The sequence below is a fragment of the Leifsonia sp. 2MCAF36 genome, from assembly GCF_052115525.1.
Lineage (GTDB): Bacteria > Actinomycetota > Actinomycetes > Actinomycetales > Microbacteriaceae > Leifsonia.
This window is the reverse complement of sequence record NZ_JBFRGV010000007.1, coordinates 52,121-67,798: the sequence shown is the minus strand read 5'-3', so window position 1 is coordinate 67,798 and position 15,678 is coordinate 52,121. Positions and strand designations below refer to the sequence as shown.

Annotated in this window: 16 protein-coding genes; 6 read left to right on the top strand and 10 right to left on the bottom strand. The window is 65.7% G+C overall.

All coding sequences use genetic code 11. From position 1 onward, the window contains the following. The first annotated feature begins 7 nt into the window (after positions 1 to 7). The gene (locus AB4079_RS12480) at positions 8 to 652 is read left to right on the top strand and encodes a CatB-related O-acetyltransferase (protein ID WP_441787624.1); all 645 of its coding nucleotides are present in this window, start codon (positions 8 to 10) and stop codon (positions 650 to 652) included. 82 nt (positions 653 to 734) lie between these two features. Next, entirely contained in the window at positions 735 to 1,139 is a 405-nt protein-coding gene (locus AB4079_RS12475) for a cupin domain-containing protein (protein ID WP_441787623.1), read from the top strand. 54 nt (positions 1,140 to 1,193) lie between these two features. Here AB4079_RS12475 and AB4079_RS12470 read toward each other — a convergent pair whose 3' ends face one another. The 6 genes from AB4079_RS12470 to AB4079_RS12445 all read right to left on the bottom strand — a co-directional run bounded on the left by AB4079_RS12470 (position 1,194) and on the right by AB4079_RS12445 (position 7,779). Continuing rightward, positions 1,194 to 2,015 (bottom strand): NAD-dependent epimerase/dehydratase family protein, encoded by an 822-nt coding sequence (locus AB4079_RS12470; protein ID WP_441787622.1) that lies wholly within the window; start codon positions 2,013 to 2,015, stop codon positions 1,194 to 1,196. A 110-nt stretch (positions 2,016 to 2,125) separates the two neighbouring features. Next, positions 2,126 to 4,399: a hypothetical protein gene (locus tag AB4079_RS12465; RefSeq protein ID WP_441787621.1), complete on the bottom strand. Its 2,274-nt coding sequence runs from the start codon at positions 4,397 to 4,399 to the stop codon at positions 2,126 to 2,128. Positions 4,400 to 4,442: 43 nt separating this feature from the next. Beyond that, on the bottom strand, positions 4,443 to 5,465 hold the full coding sequence (locus AB4079_RS12460; RefSeq protein WP_441787620.1) for an ornithine cyclodeaminase family protein: 1,023 nt from the start codon (positions 5,463 to 5,465) through the stop codon (positions 4,443 to 4,445). Next, complete coding sequence (locus AB4079_RS12455; RefSeq protein WP_441787619.1) at positions 5,462 to 6,349, bottom strand: PhzF family phenazine biosynthesis protein; 888 nt, start codon at positions 6,347 to 6,349, stop codon at positions 5,462 to 5,464. Before AB4079_RS12455 ends, AB4079_RS12460 begins: the two co-directional genes overlap by 4 nt. Then, complete coding sequence (locus tag AB4079_RS12450; RefSeq protein ID WP_441787618.1) at positions 6,346 to 6,630, bottom strand: ArsR/SmtB family transcription factor; 285 nt, start codon at positions 6,628 to 6,630, stop codon at positions 6,346 to 6,348. Before AB4079_RS12450 ends, AB4079_RS12455 begins: the two co-directional genes overlap by 4 nt. Before the next feature lie 234 nt (positions 6,631 to 6,864). Next, positions 6,865 to 7,779 carry an aldo/keto reductase gene (locus AB4079_RS12445; RefSeq protein ID WP_441787617.1) on the bottom strand — a complete coding sequence of 305 codons (915 nt, stop codon included), beginning with the start codon at positions 7,777 to 7,779 and terminating at the stop codon, positions 6,865 to 6,867. A 556-nt stretch (positions 7,780 to 8,335) separates the two neighbouring features. Between AB4079_RS12445 and AB4079_RS12440 the strand changes: the two genes are divergently transcribed. Together AB4079_RS12440 and AB4079_RS12435 are read left to right on the top strand one after the other, a co-directional pair. Continuing rightward, entirely contained in the window at positions 8,336 to 10,309 is a 1,974-nt protein-coding gene (locus tag AB4079_RS12440; RefSeq protein ID WP_441787616.1) for a hypothetical protein, read from the top strand. A gap of 368 nt (positions 10,310 to 10,677) precedes the next feature. After that, positions 10,678 to 10,983 carry a hypothetical protein gene (locus AB4079_RS12435; RefSeq protein ID WP_441787615.1) on the top strand — a complete coding sequence of 102 codons (306 nt, stop codon included), beginning with the start codon at positions 10,678 to 10,680 and terminating at the stop codon, positions 10,981 to 10,983. A gap of 118 nt (positions 10,984 to 11,101) precedes the next feature. On the opposite strand, the gene AB4079_RS12430 is transcribed toward AB4079_RS12435, so the two are convergent. Further along, positions 11,102 to 11,806, bottom strand: coding sequence for an NAD(P)-dependent oxidoreductase (locus AB4079_RS12430; RefSeq protein WP_441787614.1), 705 nt, complete (start codon positions 11,804 to 11,806; stop codon positions 11,102 to 11,104). 105 nt (positions 11,807 to 11,911) lie between these two features. Between AB4079_RS12430 and AB4079_RS12425 the strand changes: the two genes are divergently transcribed. Both AB4079_RS12425 and AB4079_RS12420 read left to right on the top strand, forming a co-directional pair. After that, positions 11,912 to 12,337 carry a MarR family transcriptional regulator gene (locus AB4079_RS12425; RefSeq protein WP_441787613.1) on the top strand — a complete coding sequence of 142 codons (426 nt, stop codon included), beginning with the start codon at positions 11,912 to 11,914 and terminating at the stop codon, positions 12,335 to 12,337. A 64-nt stretch (positions 12,338 to 12,401) separates the two neighbouring features. Further along, entirely contained in the window at positions 12,402 to 12,671 is a 270-nt protein-coding gene (locus AB4079_RS12420) for a DUF4190 domain-containing protein (protein WP_441787612.1), read from the top strand. A gap of 19 nt (positions 12,672 to 12,690) precedes the next feature. On the opposite strand, the gene rox is transcribed toward AB4079_RS12420, so the two are convergent. The 3 genes from rox to AB4079_RS12405 form a co-directional block, all read right to left on the bottom strand. After that, complete coding sequence (rox, locus tag AB4079_RS12415; RefSeq protein WP_441787611.1) at positions 12,691 to 14,127, bottom strand: rifampin monooxygenase; 1,437 nt, start codon at positions 14,125 to 14,127, stop codon at positions 12,691 to 12,693. Between the two features lie 127 nt (positions 14,128 to 14,254). Continuing rightward, positions 14,255 to 15,139 (bottom strand): LysM domain-containing protein, encoded by an 885-nt coding sequence (locus AB4079_RS12410; RefSeq protein WP_441787610.1) that lies wholly within the window; start codon positions 15,137 to 15,139, stop codon positions 14,255 to 14,257. A 48-nt stretch (positions 15,140 to 15,187) separates the two neighbouring features. Then, on the bottom strand, positions 15,188 to 15,580 hold the full coding sequence (locus tag AB4079_RS12405; RefSeq protein ID WP_441787609.1) for a hypothetical protein: 393 nt from the start codon (positions 15,578 to 15,580) through the stop codon (positions 15,188 to 15,190). Positions 15,581 to 15,678: the final 98 nt, after the last annotated feature.

Below are 15,678 nucleotides of genomic sequence, written 5' to 3'. Positions count from 1 at the left end.
CAAATTGTTGACCGGCCCCGACCCCACCGTCATTCATCCCATCCCCGGCCAAGAGCGAGTTGTGCTCCTGAAGCCGCTGATAACGAGCCCGTTGATCGAAGTCGGTGAATACAGCTACTACGATGACCCGGAGCATGCCACGGAATTCGAGACACGCAACGTCACCCACCACTACGGACCCGAGCGCCTCGTGATCGGAAAGTTCTGCGCCTTCGCTACTGGCGTGACCTTTATCATGAACGGCGCCAACCACCGGATGAGCGGCGTGTCCACCTACCCGTTCCCCATCATGGGACCTCCGTGGAGCGAGCATGCGGATCTCATTGCAGACCTGCCTTCCCGCGGCGACACCGTCGTGGGCAATGATGTCTGGATCGGTAGCAACGCCACCATCATGCCGGGCGTCCGGATCGGCCACGGGTCGATCATCTCGACCGGTGCCGTTGTCACCAAAGAGGTGCCCGACTACGCCATCGTCGGCGGAAACCCTGCCAGAACCATCCGCCTTCGTTTTGACGCTGCCGACGTCAACGCCCTGCTCACCGTGGCATGGTGGGATTGGCCGATCGACGTGATCTCCGCCAACGTCCGCGTGATTGCTGACGGATCAATAGCCGAGCTCCAGGACGTTGCAGCATCCCTTCAACGCTAGCCACCAAGCCGAGCGTGGATCCGTCAATCTGCGTGGGTTCGAGATAACCCGCTTGGACGCCGAGTCGATTGAGGAGTAACAGATGCCAGAAGGATCCCCCGTATTTCAGTTGCTGGACCATGTCCAATTAAGGTTCGACCTGGGCCGACCGGATGTGATGTCGGTGACTATCGAGCTTGAGCCAAGGTCGCCCGGATCGCCGCCGCACCGTCATTCCGGGCCTGTTTTTGGTTACGTGATCACGGGAGAACTCATCTTCGAGTTGGAAGGCGAGCCGCAAAGGGTCATCAAAGCTGGTGAAGCGTTCTGGGAACCGGGGGGCGACGTAGTCCACTGGCAGGCCGCCAACAACCTCAGCGACGGGTTCACCAAGTTCCTCGCCGTGATGATGTGCGTCCCGGGTCGGGAAATGCTGACGTATCTGTCCGCCGAGGAGATCAGGGAGCGTCAAGCCTTGCGCGCACCTCGGCCAGCGGACCGAAACTGATTCTCGCGGCTGCGGAGTAGCACTAGAACGACTCGGTTCCTCCTGCGCGTACTTCTAGACGGTGAAGCCGTCGCGCCACGAGCGATAGTTTGGCACCCATCCAGCCGCTCTGGCCTTCGTGTTCGAGACGGCGCGACCGCGCGGCGCGCCCTCTGGAAGAGGCGCTACAGGAGGGGCCGGTGCGTTCAGCCGTGCTGCGAAGACGGGAAGCCAGACGGTTCCTGCCGCAGGTTCGTCATCGACGATGTGGTAGGTCCCGTCAGACCAGGAAAGTGCTTTCACCGTTGCATCCACGACGTCGTCAATGTGCACGAAGTTGGTGATCGCCGGGGTCGCCGGCACCATCCCGGCACGAACGGCTTTGGCGACTTCCCCCTCTGGGGCATACCAGGTGGACGGCCCGTAAAGCATCCCGTACCGAAGAATGGTGGCGTGAGTCATGGAGCGGACCAACTGCTCCATGTCATCGACCGCCGAACCGAGCGTGATGGGATCGTCTTCGGTAGCCGGCATTTCACCGTCTGGGAAAATCCAGGCGATGCTCTGCGCGATCATCCGATCCACACCCGCCAGCTTTGCCGCGCGGACTAGGTTCGCGGTGCCCTCACGGCGCAATCGCGCGTTCGCTTCCGTATCGTGTTCGCTCAAGTCCGTTAGCTCATGCAGTACGAGGTCGGGATCGGCCGCTGCCACCGCTGCCTCGAGCCCCTGGGCGTCATACGCGTCAACCACCACTCCCTGGGCGCCGGACTGCGAAATTCTGGCGACGTTCTCTGCACGACGGGTCGTCGCGACCACCTCATGCCCGGCAGCGAGAAGGGCGGGGATCAAGCGGATGCCGATCACGCCAGAGCCACCGGCCAGAAAAATACGCATGGTTCCATCCTTTCCGAGACCCGCGTGGTCTCTTATCTATGTCCGATCCGTGCCGTGGGCGATCGGGGCACACTTCGGGGCGACCTCTGAGCCAGTTTCCGGAACCTTGCTCACGAACCCAGCGGGCCGGCGTACGTCCGCGCCTGAAGCGGCAGGGCAAGCATGCTGCCGTACTCCCGGACCGCCTCGCGGAGCCCTGCAGCCTCGGCGGGGCGGAACCGGTAGTGCAGGGTTCCGGTGAACTCCTGCCGGGCCTGGAAGTTGGTGAAGTGGAGGTTGTTCATCACCCAGCTGTTGATATGGCCGTTCGGTGCGTTCAGTGTCCGTGCCCATTCCCCTGTGTGGAATCCGCCCAGCTGGACGAGGGGTGCATCCACGGTTCCCCACAGCATCGCCGCCGCGCCGTCGCTGCTGCGAATGCCGACGGCGTGTTGCACCGAGTACCAGTCTTGGGAGGTGTCCGGCAACTGTTCGGATCCGGCTGTGAAGACCGCCCCAGCGGTCTCCAGCAGGAACTCCGGCGAGCGGGCTGCGAAGGGGAATGTCACGAGCACGCTCTCCGGGCCGAAGTTCTCGGGCTTGGCAATGTGCACGGCGAGGTCGATGTCATCGAGGTTGTGGAACAGAGTCAGCGTATGCCCGGCGGTGAGCTGGCCGGGCCGCTCGCTCCACCAACGGATGCGCACATAATCATCCGTTTCCGTGACCTGAGGGGTCGTAGACGACCAGGCGTGCGCCCGCTCGAATTCAGGACCCGGGAACGTCGGGTTGAAGTTCTTCGGGTTGTCGAAGATGGCGTGCGAGCGGCCGGCCACGGTTACGGTCTCAGTAACGACAGCACCGAGGCCGTGATCCGCGTCGACGTCCACGAGTTCTCGCTCCGTCTCAAGGTCCAGTAGCGAAACGACACCCCCGCGCACCGGGTCCACTGTGGCGCGGAAGCGGCCCGTCTCGATCGTCACACCCTCCCGTAATCGGGACTCGGCAGCCGGAGCGCGAAGTACGACCACGGACGAAGGCGGCAGATCGGCAACTAGCGTCACACGGCGGTTCCCGTCGACCTCCGCGTCGACGGCCTCGCGGCGCGGACGGTTGGTGAGGTTCGCGACCAGCACGCCCTCGACGGGCGCGGCTGCCGAACCAGACGCGGCCAGCCGGTACAGCGCCTCGACGTTGAGGTCGCGTGCGAGATCCCAGGCGCCGTAGGCGAACGCGGCCTTGGCGTTCCAGTGCGCGTGGCTGAAGTGTGAGTGCGGCTTCGAGTACGTCTCCCATGAGCCCCAGGTGTGCTCGCCGAACATCAGCAGCTCCTCATAGACTCGTTCGAACACCGCGTCGAGCTCGGCGTCATCGCGAAGGCGAACCGGTCCGCGCCGGTAGCCGAGCACGGTCGCCAGCGCGGGCGCGGACTCGCCCTCACCGCGTTCGGCCACAAGGCGGAAAGCCGCACGTGCGGAGAGCGCGAAGCGTCGCGCCTCCCGGTACACGGCCACCTCGCGCGCGGTCGAGCCATGACCGTGCGACCACCAGTCCGCCCACTCCCCGCGCAGCACACGCAGGTCGGCGGGGGCAGACGCGGTCAGTGCATCTAGTGCGGAGTCGATTGTCGCCGTCTCCATCGGCCGATCCGGATGGCGTTCGTTCCAGTGCCGTACTAATCCCGTGAACAGGCCTGTCGGCCAACGGTTATCGTTTCCGGCGTGCACGACGACCGCCTCGAAGGGGTAGTCCTCGCGTGCCTCCAATCTGTGGATCAGCTCCAGAATGCGTTCCTCAGCGAGTGCCATATCCCCGTCGACGATTCCCCACTCCTCACCCAGGCCGTAATGCGTGGACAGCAGGGTGAATACGCGACGGCCGGAGGGCGCCTCCCACCAGAAAGCGCTCGGCTGCTCCAGGGGCGCGCGTCCGTGATCGGGATTGAGCGCCATGACGAGCCGGTCGACGCCGGCATCCAGCATGGCGTCGGTGACGCCCCACGCGATGCCGTTCACGTCGCCGTGTTGCTCTGTCCGCACCGGGATACCGGCTTCGCGGATCGCTTGCAGCGTCCGATAGGCGACCTCGAACTCAGCAAGGTCGGGCAGTTGGGTCATGTTCAGATAGCCGCCGGTGACCGCGAGCGTGCCATCTGCGACGAGCTCGCGGAAGCACGCGATCTCATCGGCGGTCGCCGAGCGGAGGAAGTTCAGTACCGGACGCGCGACCTCGAATGTCCAACGAAACCTATGGGGATCCCCGGGCCCGGCGGCGTCCTCTCGGGCTAGCCTAAGGACTTCGCGGACAAGCTCCGCGTGCATCCGGTCGATGATCCGTGGGCTGTTGGTGTACCCGACGTCGTGATGAGTGTGTCCGAGCAGCAGCAGACGGCGGATCCGGGGCATCAGGGCCTTCCTGCGAGGAATGTGGCATCGTTCCCACAAAACACTAGGGGGCAGTCCGCTCCGTTTCAAGAGCGAACCCTTTCGGTGCTAGGCCCAGTCGCTGCAGAGCCACTTGAGCGGCGACGAGGTCTTGGACGCCCAGCCCAGAGAGAGTCGCGACCGTGATGTCGTCTGTCCGGGTCCGCGCAGGTGTCGCGCCGGCCAGAATCTCGCCCAGCTCTCCGGCGATTTCGTCGAGCGCGTACCCGTCGTCGCGGATGGCACGGAAGACCTCGCCGGTCTCGCGTGCGGTATCTCGAGCGTCTACGAAAACCCGGGCCCGGCGGAGGACTGCGGTGTCGAGCTCGCACTTGGTCGCGTCGTCAGCGCCGATGGCTGTGATGTGTTGACCCGGTCGAAGCCAGCGGCCCTGAATCAGGGGCTCTCGTGCCTGGGTCGTCGTCAGAATGACATCGGCTCGGCGGACGCTCGGTTCCAGTTCGGAGACCACCTCGAACGTCACGCCGTGGAGAACCGGCGCGAGCTGCATCGTAAGCTCGTGGGCCTTCTGCGGGTCCCTCGCCCAGACGAGGAGGGCCTGGTACGGCCGTTCGCGATGCAGCGCGAGTGACTGCCAATAGGCCTGAGTGCCGGAGCCGACCACCAACGCGGTACGGATGCCGGGAGAGACCATCGACCTGGCTACGACAGCGCCGGCAGCCGCCGTTCGCAAATCGGAGAGGTAGTGGTCGTCCTGAAGCAGAGCCAGAGTGTGTCCGGTCCGGCTGTCGAGCACGGCGATAAAACCACCCTGAGGCCGGCGGTCCTCCACGTTGACGCGGAACCACGGCGACACCTTGACGATATGGACCGGGCTGCCCGTCAACGTTCCAGTCTTCACGTAGACATCACCCTCATCGGGCTGCAGGGCCGGAAACATGACGACCAACCCGCTCTCGGCTTCCCCGGCGCTTGCCCGGCGGAACGCCTCGGCGACGGGTTCGATCAGATCTGGTAGCCCGACTGCCGCGCGGATTTGCTCAGGCCCTACTGCAGTAATGGTGTGCCGAGCCTTCTCGTTCATCATCGTTCTGCAGGCTCGTGCACTGAGCCGAAACCGACCAAAGCGACTGGCCCGCCGACCAGCACGGTCGCCACATCGTCCGCGGCGCCGCGTGCCTCCACCGTCATGATGCTTGGGCGTCCGACGAACCGTCCTTGATGCAAATCGAACGGCTGCCCAGGGGCGGTACGGCCGTGTCGAAGCCGGTAGGCGCCAATGGTGCCGGCCGCGCTGCCGGTGGCGATGTCCTCGGCGAGGCCGTCGTTGTTCCAGTGCCGGATCTCGAGTGCCTCCTCGTCTAGCAGCACGGCGAAGTCGGCCCCGGCGGCGCGTACGAGCGGGGTGATGTCCCGGACGATGGCGGCCCGGGCAAGCGCGTCGCCGCGGACCGGCACGATCAGATATCGGAGTCCCGTGCTCACCACCTGGACGGGGAGACCAGGGGCCAGGTCCGTCGGATGAAGGCCGAACGCAGGCGCCACAGCCTCCCTATCGTGCACAGTGCCGAGGAACTGCGGTGCGCCTTGGTCGATCACCGCGTGCCATCCGCAACCGGATCGCCGCGTAGTGATCTGCACGGTTCGCTCCCGCAGCTGAATCTCCCAGCTGCGGGTGTCCGGGCCCGGAGCCGACGCCTCGTCGGCGGTGCGATGTAGAACGGCCGCTGCACCAAGCAGCGGGTGGCCGGCGAACGGCAGCTCGTTGGACAGATCGAACACGCGCGCCCGCCAGGTGCCGGCCTCAGAGGTCGGCGCGAGAAAAACGGCCTCGAAGTGCCGCAGCTCCTGCGTAACCGTCAGCATTTGGTCGTGGTTCAGACCAGCGGAGTCAAGGAACACGGGCACGCTATTGCCTTGGAACGGCCCAGAGGCGAAGACATCCACATGCGTGTAGGCCAGTAGGGTCACAGCAGCGTCCGCACTTCCTCGACGAAAGCGCGGATGCCGGCCTCGTCCCGGCGGTAGAAGGTCCACCCCTTCTTGCGCGTCGCGATTAGAAAACCGGCGTCCACCAGTAGGCCGAGATGCCGAGATGCCGTCGACGCAGCAACATCAAGCTTCTCTCGCAGGTAGTCGGCACAGACGCCGTCCGCAACGAGGTCCCCGTCCACCTGGGGCGGGAACTGGGAAACCGGATCCTTCAACCACTCCAGCACCAGCAAACGGGTGGGGCTGGCCAATACTTTCATCGCGGGCACCCGAAGGGGAATCGCTTCGCTAGTTCGCATAAGAGCTAAACGTATGCATTCCCTTGTCAGCCGTCAAGGGCTTGGCGCCGCGGGCCGGCGCTGACTTCGGAGCGAAGGGGAGGACGACGGCTTCCCGCGCTTCAACCGAACGATCGAGAAGGCCTGGAAAGGCCTAAAGCGGCGATGCGCTTACAGCCGGTCCATTGGGCTCGCCTGATCGCAGCTAGTCGCCTGCTAGGCCGAGAGAAGCTGGAGTTCGTCTTCGGTGAAGCGGATTCCTCCCACTGCGACGTTCTGTTCGAGATGCCGCAGATCGCCCGTCCCTGGGATCGCCAGCACGTTCGGCCCTTGATGTAGCGTCCACGCGAGGCGCACCTGGGCGGGCGAAATGCCGCGATCCTCGGCAACTTGAATCACCTCGCGACTCTCCTCCGTCGCGCGACCCCGCTCCCGACCCGTGCCAGCCATCGCGAAATATGGCACGAAGGCAATTCCAAGACGACTGGTTTCGGCGAGCACCGCAAGAGCCTGCGCAGGGCGATCATCTAGTCCGAACCGGTTCTGTACGCTAACCACCGGTGCAATTGCGCTCGCTTCCGTCAGCTGCGCCACCGACACGTTAGAGACGCCGAGGCTGCCAATCAGGCCATCGCGACGCAAGTCGCTCAGCGCGCCGAAGTGGTCGGCGATCGAGCCGCTACCGAAAACCCGGAGGTAAACCAGTTCCAGCCGGTCCCTGCCGAGCTGCCGCAGGTTCTCCTCCACCTGCCCGCGAAGCTCCGTTGGCGAAGCAGGGTCGGCCCACTCGCCTGACGACGTGCGCGCCGGTCCCACCTTGGTGGCGATGAGGATGTCGTCGTCGTGCGCGGGGAATGCCGAATTGAGTAGCTCGTTGGCGGAGAGCCGGCGTGAGAAGTAGAACGCAGCTGTGTCGAAATGATCGACCCCTAGGTCGCGGGCTCGCCGCAGCACCGCTATGGATTCGTCCCGATCACGGCTCGTGTCGTCCGAGAACGCTGCCGCCGAGGCTAGCCGCATGGCACCGAATCCCACTCGATTCACCGTCAGGTCGCCCAGCCGCCACGATCCGGCAGCTTCTGCGGTCCGTGGGCCACTTCCGGGTTCCTTGGCTTCCCATCTCGATTCCAACCCGACCTCCTCGCGGTAGTGAGCATAATTCTTCCGGCGTGAGCTCCGTTCTAGTGCGAGCAGCCCCGCTGCCTCACCGACTCGGTGCGCGAACGTCTCGAACGCGTCGAACTCCCCAATCCAGTGGAGACGATCACCTTCGCGCGCTTCGTCGGGCTCCGAGTCGAACTCGTCGCCGTCGAGCGGTTTTCAAACCGGCGAATGCGATGTCGCCCGGATGCAGCCTGAACCTTGCAATAGTGACAAATACTCATTTAGGTGGATACTCGACATAGCGGCTGCGTGCCGTCGGCATGCCGAGGAAGGACCGTGCCGTCATGATTCTGCTGGCCAATCAGTTGGACTACCTCTGCGACAAGGCCTCCGACATCAAGCCGCGCCGTCACCGAGCCCCGCGAGCGCCGGCCGGAAGGGGAGGCGTTGAGCTGTGACGAGACGGTGGCCCGTGCCGGTCCTGATCGGGCTCGCGACTATGGTGGGGTTGTCGGCTTGTGGCAGCCTCATTTCGCTCCCGGCCGCACCGCCTTCGCCCGGGTACTCAGCGATCGTCCCCGGTGTGGTGACCACCCAGTCAGTCTGCGACCAGGCCCAAACGTTGACCGACGCTGGGCATCCCGAAAAAGCGCTGGCGCTCATCGCGGCGTATCGAACGTCGATCCCCAAGGCGCCCGCGTCCACTGCGCCCACGTCGCCACCAGGTTCGACGTCCTCGTCTACAGCAACACCAACTCCGTCGCCAACGGTTGCGACGGTGTGCGAACCCGAGCGGCTCGCTGCGCTCGCAGCGTCGAGCCAAGTCGACGACCATGTTGCCCCCAGCTCGGGTTGGCCGATCCGGTTTCAGTTTTATTGGAACCGATTCGTTGACGACATCGTGACTCCATTGCAGTCACCTCTGACCACGGCTGCTGTCACTCTGCTCGTTCTCCTCATCGTCGCTCGGCTCGCCGTCTATGCGCCAAAGATGCCGCCGCAGTGGCTTCAGCTGAGGTTCGCCTGGGTCCGAAGCGTTATCTGCATGGTCGCCCTAGCCACTATGGTCTCGGCGACGGCGGCCCTGATCTTCTCACTGACGACGGCGCAGTACGTGGCGGCCACGATCAGCGGGCTCGTGGCGCTTTTGGGCACCTGGCTGTTGTCCTCGGTCATGGCAAGCAGGTTGCGCGTCTCAATCGAAGTCCAGAAGTCCGGAGCCGTGGACCTCGATACTACGGCCGAAATCGTCGCTCTGGTCGCCGAAATAGGCGGCGCACGGCCACAGGGCCCGCAAATCCCGACCGGATCGGATCTGACCGCTCTAAAAGACACAGCACTGTCAGTTCAGAGTTCCAACGCCTTTGTGAATGCCCTCCAGTGGATCGCCAACACCGTCTTCACCACCACGCCCTGGCATGTGCTAGTGGGCGCAACACCCGCCACCGACGATGGCGGAGCACAACTGTCCTTGGTGATCACCCGCAATCTGAAGCGAAAAGGCGCATTCATCATCGCCGCCGATATGATCCTTCGACCGCTCGACCAGGAACCGGACCCGCCTCACTCTGATACGCCGGGTATGACAAAGCGCAAACCGAACGCCCTCGACCCGTTTCTTCTCGAGTTCGCCGCCGCCGCGATAGTCACAACGCTTGCCCGCGAATACTCGGGCTTCGAAGGACTATGTGGGGCCCAGGATTGGAGAAGTGTCGGGCTGCAATACGTCGCTGCCACACGGACCCGAGTTGGTGACCTGAGACTCAGGCTGCTGCTCAAAGCGCTCGACTGGGATCCGGACAACCTGCTAGCGGCCCAAGCCCTCGCGGTCTCGACTTACGACGCTGCTCAGCAGAACCCCGCGCTCACCGAAGCCGAGCAACTAGAAGCGGCCGACCGTTACCTTGGCTGGCTCCGCGACAACATTCGCCACCTACTTACCGAGCCCGGGAACCACCAAAAAGTGCGCGCCGGGAACGATGCAGCCTACCGTCGCATGCTCTACAGCGAACTGCTTGCCTTATTGAATCGGCACGCACTTCGACCTGACCCCAATTTTCCCGACGAGCGAGTCCGTACGACTGCAGAACATCTCATGAACAGCCTCAAGAAGGACAAAAACGCGCGCACCCCGCTCGTGCGACAGATGCGACCGACCGCCATCCTGTCGTACGCAACGGTGTTCCCAAAATCGGACGCCTCGCACACGACTCGATGGGACTCGCTCACCACTGGATGGCTAGAGAACGCACTGCAGCTCTCATCCCCCGAAGCGGCGATCAACGGGGCCTGTTACTTCTCGGCCACGTGGAAAGAAGACCTGCGCGCTGACGAAAAGAGGTCGATTGAGGAAAAAATGAAGGAGCGTCTCCGTATTGCCAGGCTCGATCCCGCACTAAGAGTCAGAGCCTGGACCGACCCCGTCCTAAAGAAACACATCACCGAGCAGTGGTTCATCGACCTCATGGGGCCCGCCTCGGGTCCACCGGCTACCCCGGGCTGCCTCCGACGCCTAGGTGAAGCGACCCGTCGACGCCTACACATGAACTCCGCCTGACACGCATGCACCTCTGGGCTTTCTCGTTCTACGGGCTTGAGCAAGAGCAATGCCACGCCAAAGCAATCGCGTATGAAGTCTCGCCGGGCGAAACAGTGCCAACTTCGATTGGTCCATACCCCTCGGGCGGCTACTGAAGGCTCACCGAAATCATCGGTGCCATCAGAGGGGCCTGGTGCCATTGATCGGCGACCCTCACATTCTCAAGCACGTTGAGACGCTGCTTCTCGACGGCGATGAGTCAACCCCGACAGCGTCGCCACCCAGTCGGACCTTTCCGCAGGGTAGGGACGATCTGGTGTATTGCCGGTCGTCACGGGCCGGCGGTATCATCAGCCCCGAATGGGGGGCCCCAGGAGGTCATCGCTATGTCTGTCATTGTTGCCGCCAAGATTGCCGCCGATGTGAGCGCCTTCAAGAAATCGCTCACTGAACGCGCGGACGACTACCGAAGGATCGCGGAGATGGGGCGGCAGCAAGGCGCCCTTCACCATCAGTTCGGGGCCGGGGACGGATACGTTCTCATCATCGACGAATGGGAGTCCGCGGAAGCGTTCAACACGTTCTTCAGTGATCCCCAGCTGATGTCGTTCATCGGTTCTGTCGGCGGTGACCCGAACACGGCCCCGGAAGTCACCTTCGGCGAATCCGTGGATTCTCCCGACAAGTTCTAGCCGGCGTGCGTCGCCGCACCCGCCCAATCGGCATTCGACCTGTAGCGGGCGATGGGTGCTGTTAGCGACGAGCCGTCGGTGACCAGCGGCGTTTCATGATCTCGCTCCGCGACGCCGCTCACCCTCGGCTGAACGCCTCCTGGCGGAGCAGGTCCATCACCCGTGGCCGCGGGTCGACCGTGGCGACCGCCATCGTCCGGCGGACCCAGAGTCCGTCGGTGGCCGCCCGCAGCAGCGCGTCGGCCAGGTCGGTGCGCGAGGTGTACTGCAGCGGAAGGGTCCCCTCGGCCACCTCGTAGTCGGTGACGGAGTCCGTCTCGAAGAGCCCGGAGGGTCGCGCGATCGTCCAATCCAGGTCGCTTGCCATCACGCTCTGCTCCATCCGAAGCATGTCCGCGTACGTCTCCCGTCCGATGGTCTTGGTGATGATCGGCTTGAGGACCTTCTCGAAGAGGAAGCCGCCTCCGGTGTCGTGGTAGCGCGTCGCCGGGTCGGTGGCGCTCGAGCTGACGCACAGCAGACGGCGTACTGAGTGCGCTTCCATCGCGCGCATGATCGCCGCCGTGCCTGCGGAGTAGATCGTGATCGGCTTGCGGCTGAACGGCACCCCCAACGTGGAGATCACCGCATCCGCTTCGGCAACCGCGCGCGCGGCGACAGCGGGATCAGTGACATCCCCGGCTACGAGTTGCACGTTCTCGTGCCGGAGCGGGAAGGTCTCGGGATGACGGGTGACCGCCGTGACGCGGTGCCCTTCCCGCGCAGCTTGGCGCGCAAGGATGCGGCCCGTGCCGCCGTTCGCTCCGAACAGAGTTAGATTCATCGTGACTCCTCGACTGAAAGTCGTATAATACGGAAACGGTATCATATGGAATCCAAATCACCTACTGGCGCTCGGCGCCGAACAGCGTCCGAGATCAAACGCGGCTTGCGAGAGCTCAACAACCAGGTCGCGCTGCTCAACAACGCGGTCGGCGCCCGCGCGGACCTCCGACCGCTCGATTTGGACTGCCTCGACGTCATCGCAATCCACGGACCGATGAGCCCCAGCGATCTCGCCCGCCGAGCCGGCCTGCACCCGGCGACGATCACGGGCATCCTCGACCGCCTCGAGAAGAACGGCTGGGCGGTGCGCGAGCGTGACGAGGAGGATCGTCGGGCCATCAGAGTCCGCGCACTTCCCGACCGCGCCGGCGAGTTGTTCCATCTCTACACGGGCATGAACGACGCCCTCGACCAGATCATCGACGACTACGACGAGGAACAGCTCGCCACCCTTGCCGACTTCCTGGCCCGGGCGGCCGCCGCAGGTTCCACCGCTGCCGCCGACCTCGCCGCACCCCGACCGGACTGAATCGACCCGCATGTGACGCGCACTGGGGGAGCACTCCGGCCGCTGCATGCGGTAGAAACAGGTCGTGACCGCCCCTCAGTACGCCGCCCCAGCGCAGAAGATCAACACCATCGCCCTCATCGGGTTCATCGCCGCCTTCGTGGTGCCGATCGCCGGCATTGTGCTGGGCGTCATCGGCCTCAACCAGACGCGGGTGAGCGGGGAGGGCGGCCGAGGGCTCGCTCGCGCCGCGCTCATCATCGGTTCGGTGTTCACCCTGTTCGGTGTGGTCTTCTTCATCGTCTGGCTGAGCCTGTTCGTGCAGGTGTTCTCGCACATCCCGCCAACGCCCTGACCGAGAGCACGGAAGCCGGCTACCCCGCCTGCCCGAACCACCTCCGCAGGTGCTCCCGCAGGCCCTCCAGGTCGCTACCGACACACACGACGTGGCCGTCCGGGCGCAGCAGCACCGCGGGCTGGTCGAGTTCCGCGCCGGCGTCGTGGAGCTCGTCGACGCGGTCGGCCCAGCCCTCCACCGACAGCGTGCCCGTCCGGTCGAGCAGCAGGCCGCGCCCGTCGCGCATCCGCTCGTACAGCCGCCCCTGTGAGAGCGGGAGGTCGCGCATCCGGCGGCCCAGCAGGTCGGAGCCTTCGCCGAGGTCGTAGCGGATGCCCGTGCCCGTGACCTTCTCGGCCAGCACCCGGGCGACGTCGTCGAAGGCGATCAGCTCGGTCAGCAGGCGGCGCACCGCCTGCGGGCCGGGCTCGGGAGAGATCAGCTCGCTCTGCGCGCGGGTGGTGGTCAGCACCTCCTCCGCTGCCGGGTGCCGCTCGGTGAAGTAGGTGTCCAGCAGACCCTCGGGCGCCCAGCCTGCGATCTCGGCAGCGAGCTTCCAGCCCAGGTTGAAGGCGTCCTGGATGCCGAGGTTCAGTCCCTGGCCGCCGAGCGGCGGGTGGACGTGCGCGGCGTCCCCGGCGATCAGCGCGCGGCCGACCCGGTAGCGCTCCGCCAGCCGCGTCGCGTCGGTGAAACGGGAAAGGGAGCGGGGCGAGTGGATGCCGAAGTCGGTTCCCGCGAACGCCCGCAGTTGCGTCCGGAACTCCTCCAGGGTGGGCGGCACGGTCCTGTCCTCCGAGACGGATGCTGCCGGCACGACCGCACGGAAGGTGCCGTCCCCGGTCGGTCCGATCCCAAAGCCGCGGTGGGTCTTCCGCACCTCCTCCGACACGGCGGTCACCTCCTCCACGGTCGCCGTCGCATCCACCTCGCCGAGGATCCACTCGGTCGTGGCCGGCTGGCCCGGGAAGTCGATCCCCAGCGTGCGGCGAACCAGGCTACGGCCGCCGTCGCAGCCGACCAACCAGCTCGACCGGACGCTGGTTCCGTCGGCGAGCTCGGTCGTGACGCCGCCCTCATCCTGCGAGAAGCCGACGACCTCCTGGCCACGGCGGACCTCCGCGCCCAGTTCGGCCGCGCGTTCGGCGAGCAGGCGGTCGGTGACCGGCTGCGGGATGCCGAGCGTGTAGGCGTGCGCGGTGTCCAGCTTCACCGGGTGCGGGCTGGCGATCCCGGCGAAGCTGCCGACGACGGGGTACGTCGTGCCGTGCTCGAGAAAGCGCTCGAGCAGCCCGCGCTGGTCCATGATCTCCAGGCTGCGGGCGTGCAGTCCCAGCGACCGGACGAGCGTCGTCGGTTCCCTGTCGCGCTCCAGCACCAGCACACCCAGGCCGTGCAGGCGCAGTTCGCTTGCCAGCATCATCCCCGTCGGACCGCCGCCCGCGATGACGACGTCGAACGCTTTCGAACCCATTGAGCCCCCATTTCCGACCGGATCGATTCCAGCCGCGACCAGCCATTCTGGTCGACGGGAGGGCCCTTGCGGCAAGTCCCCCCGCCTCCGGTATCCTGGAAATGCAGGGAGACGTCGCCGACCCCGGCTAGAGGCTGTCCGGGTCGAGGTTGATGGTGACGGTGGCGTAGAGCTGCTGCTGCTGGTCGAAGACCTGCCGGTCGGCGTTGAGCCAGACCAGGTACTGCGTCGGGATGCCGAAGCGGGCGGCGACGAGTTCGGTCGTGTCGCCCTGCGCCACCACGTAGCGCGCGGGTGCGCCGCTCGCGGTCGTGGCGGTCACCGAACCCTGCGCGCCGGTCCGCGCGCCGCCGTCGACCGGGTGCACGTTCGACTGGCGCACCGGGATGGACCACGACACCGTATTCACCGCCAGCACCTTGTTGGGGCCCAGCTCGACCGGGAGGCCGTCCTCGGAGGCAGCGGACGAATACGTGACCAGCGCCGCCAGGTACGACGGTTTCGAGCCCAGCGCCGCCGAAGAGGTCGGCGCCGCGGATGTGGTCGGGCCGCCCAGCAGATGGTCGCCGACGCCGTGATACGTCAGCCCGTCGCCGACGCGGGGCGCGACCTCGAGGAAGGTCACCGAGACCGGCACAGGCACGGTCGACGTGAATCCCGAATACTCCACCGAGTACAGGTTGTCCCCGGTCGACACCACGCGGTAGCGGTAGTGGATGCTGCCCTTGGGCGAGGCGACGCTCCCCTGGGCGACCACCGTGCCCGCCGGGACGGGCGTCAAGGCCGGGGCCGGCGGAGGCGGGGTGGTCGCCACGGGCAGCGGTGTCGGCGACCCGCTGATGACTCCGGCGCCCGGCGTCATGTGCGGCGTCGGTTTCGACGACGCGGTCGGGTGCGGCGTCCGCTTCACCCCGGTGTCCGCCTTCGCATCCCCGCCGAACAGCGCGCAGCCGGTCAGGACGCCCGTCGCGGTGAGCAGTGCGGCACACGCCGCGAGCCGTCGAAACGGCATACTTCTGAGTCCCATCGTTCCCCCCACCGGGGATGCTAACAGGTCTCGCTACACCGCGTTCCCGTGGCGGAGCGCGACCGGGTGCAGTCGCACCCAGACGACGCTGACCAGCCGCCCGGTGAGATCGACGGCGATGGATGCGGTGGTCCGGCCGTCCTGCCACAACAGGAGGCCTGGGCCGCCGTTCACCGGACGCTCACTGACCTGCAGGCCGCGCTGGGCGCCGAGACCGTGTGCGAGCAGGAGGGACGCGTCCTCGACGCCGTGCACCACTCGCACCGTCGCCGCGCCGGGCTCGCCCGCATCCACCACGACCGACACATCCGGGTCGAGCAGGCTGCGCAGCCGGCGGAGGTCGCGGGCCGACGCTGCCGCGCGCAGTTCGCCGACTGTACGGCGACGTCGCGGAACGACCGACGGACGCCACGCGGTCATCGACATGAGAACCCCTTTCTGCGAGCAGGGAGGGCTGCGAGAGGGGTCCGGCGGCGGATGGGACCAGCCGTGGTCTGCTTGGCGACTCCCCCGTCGAAGGGGAC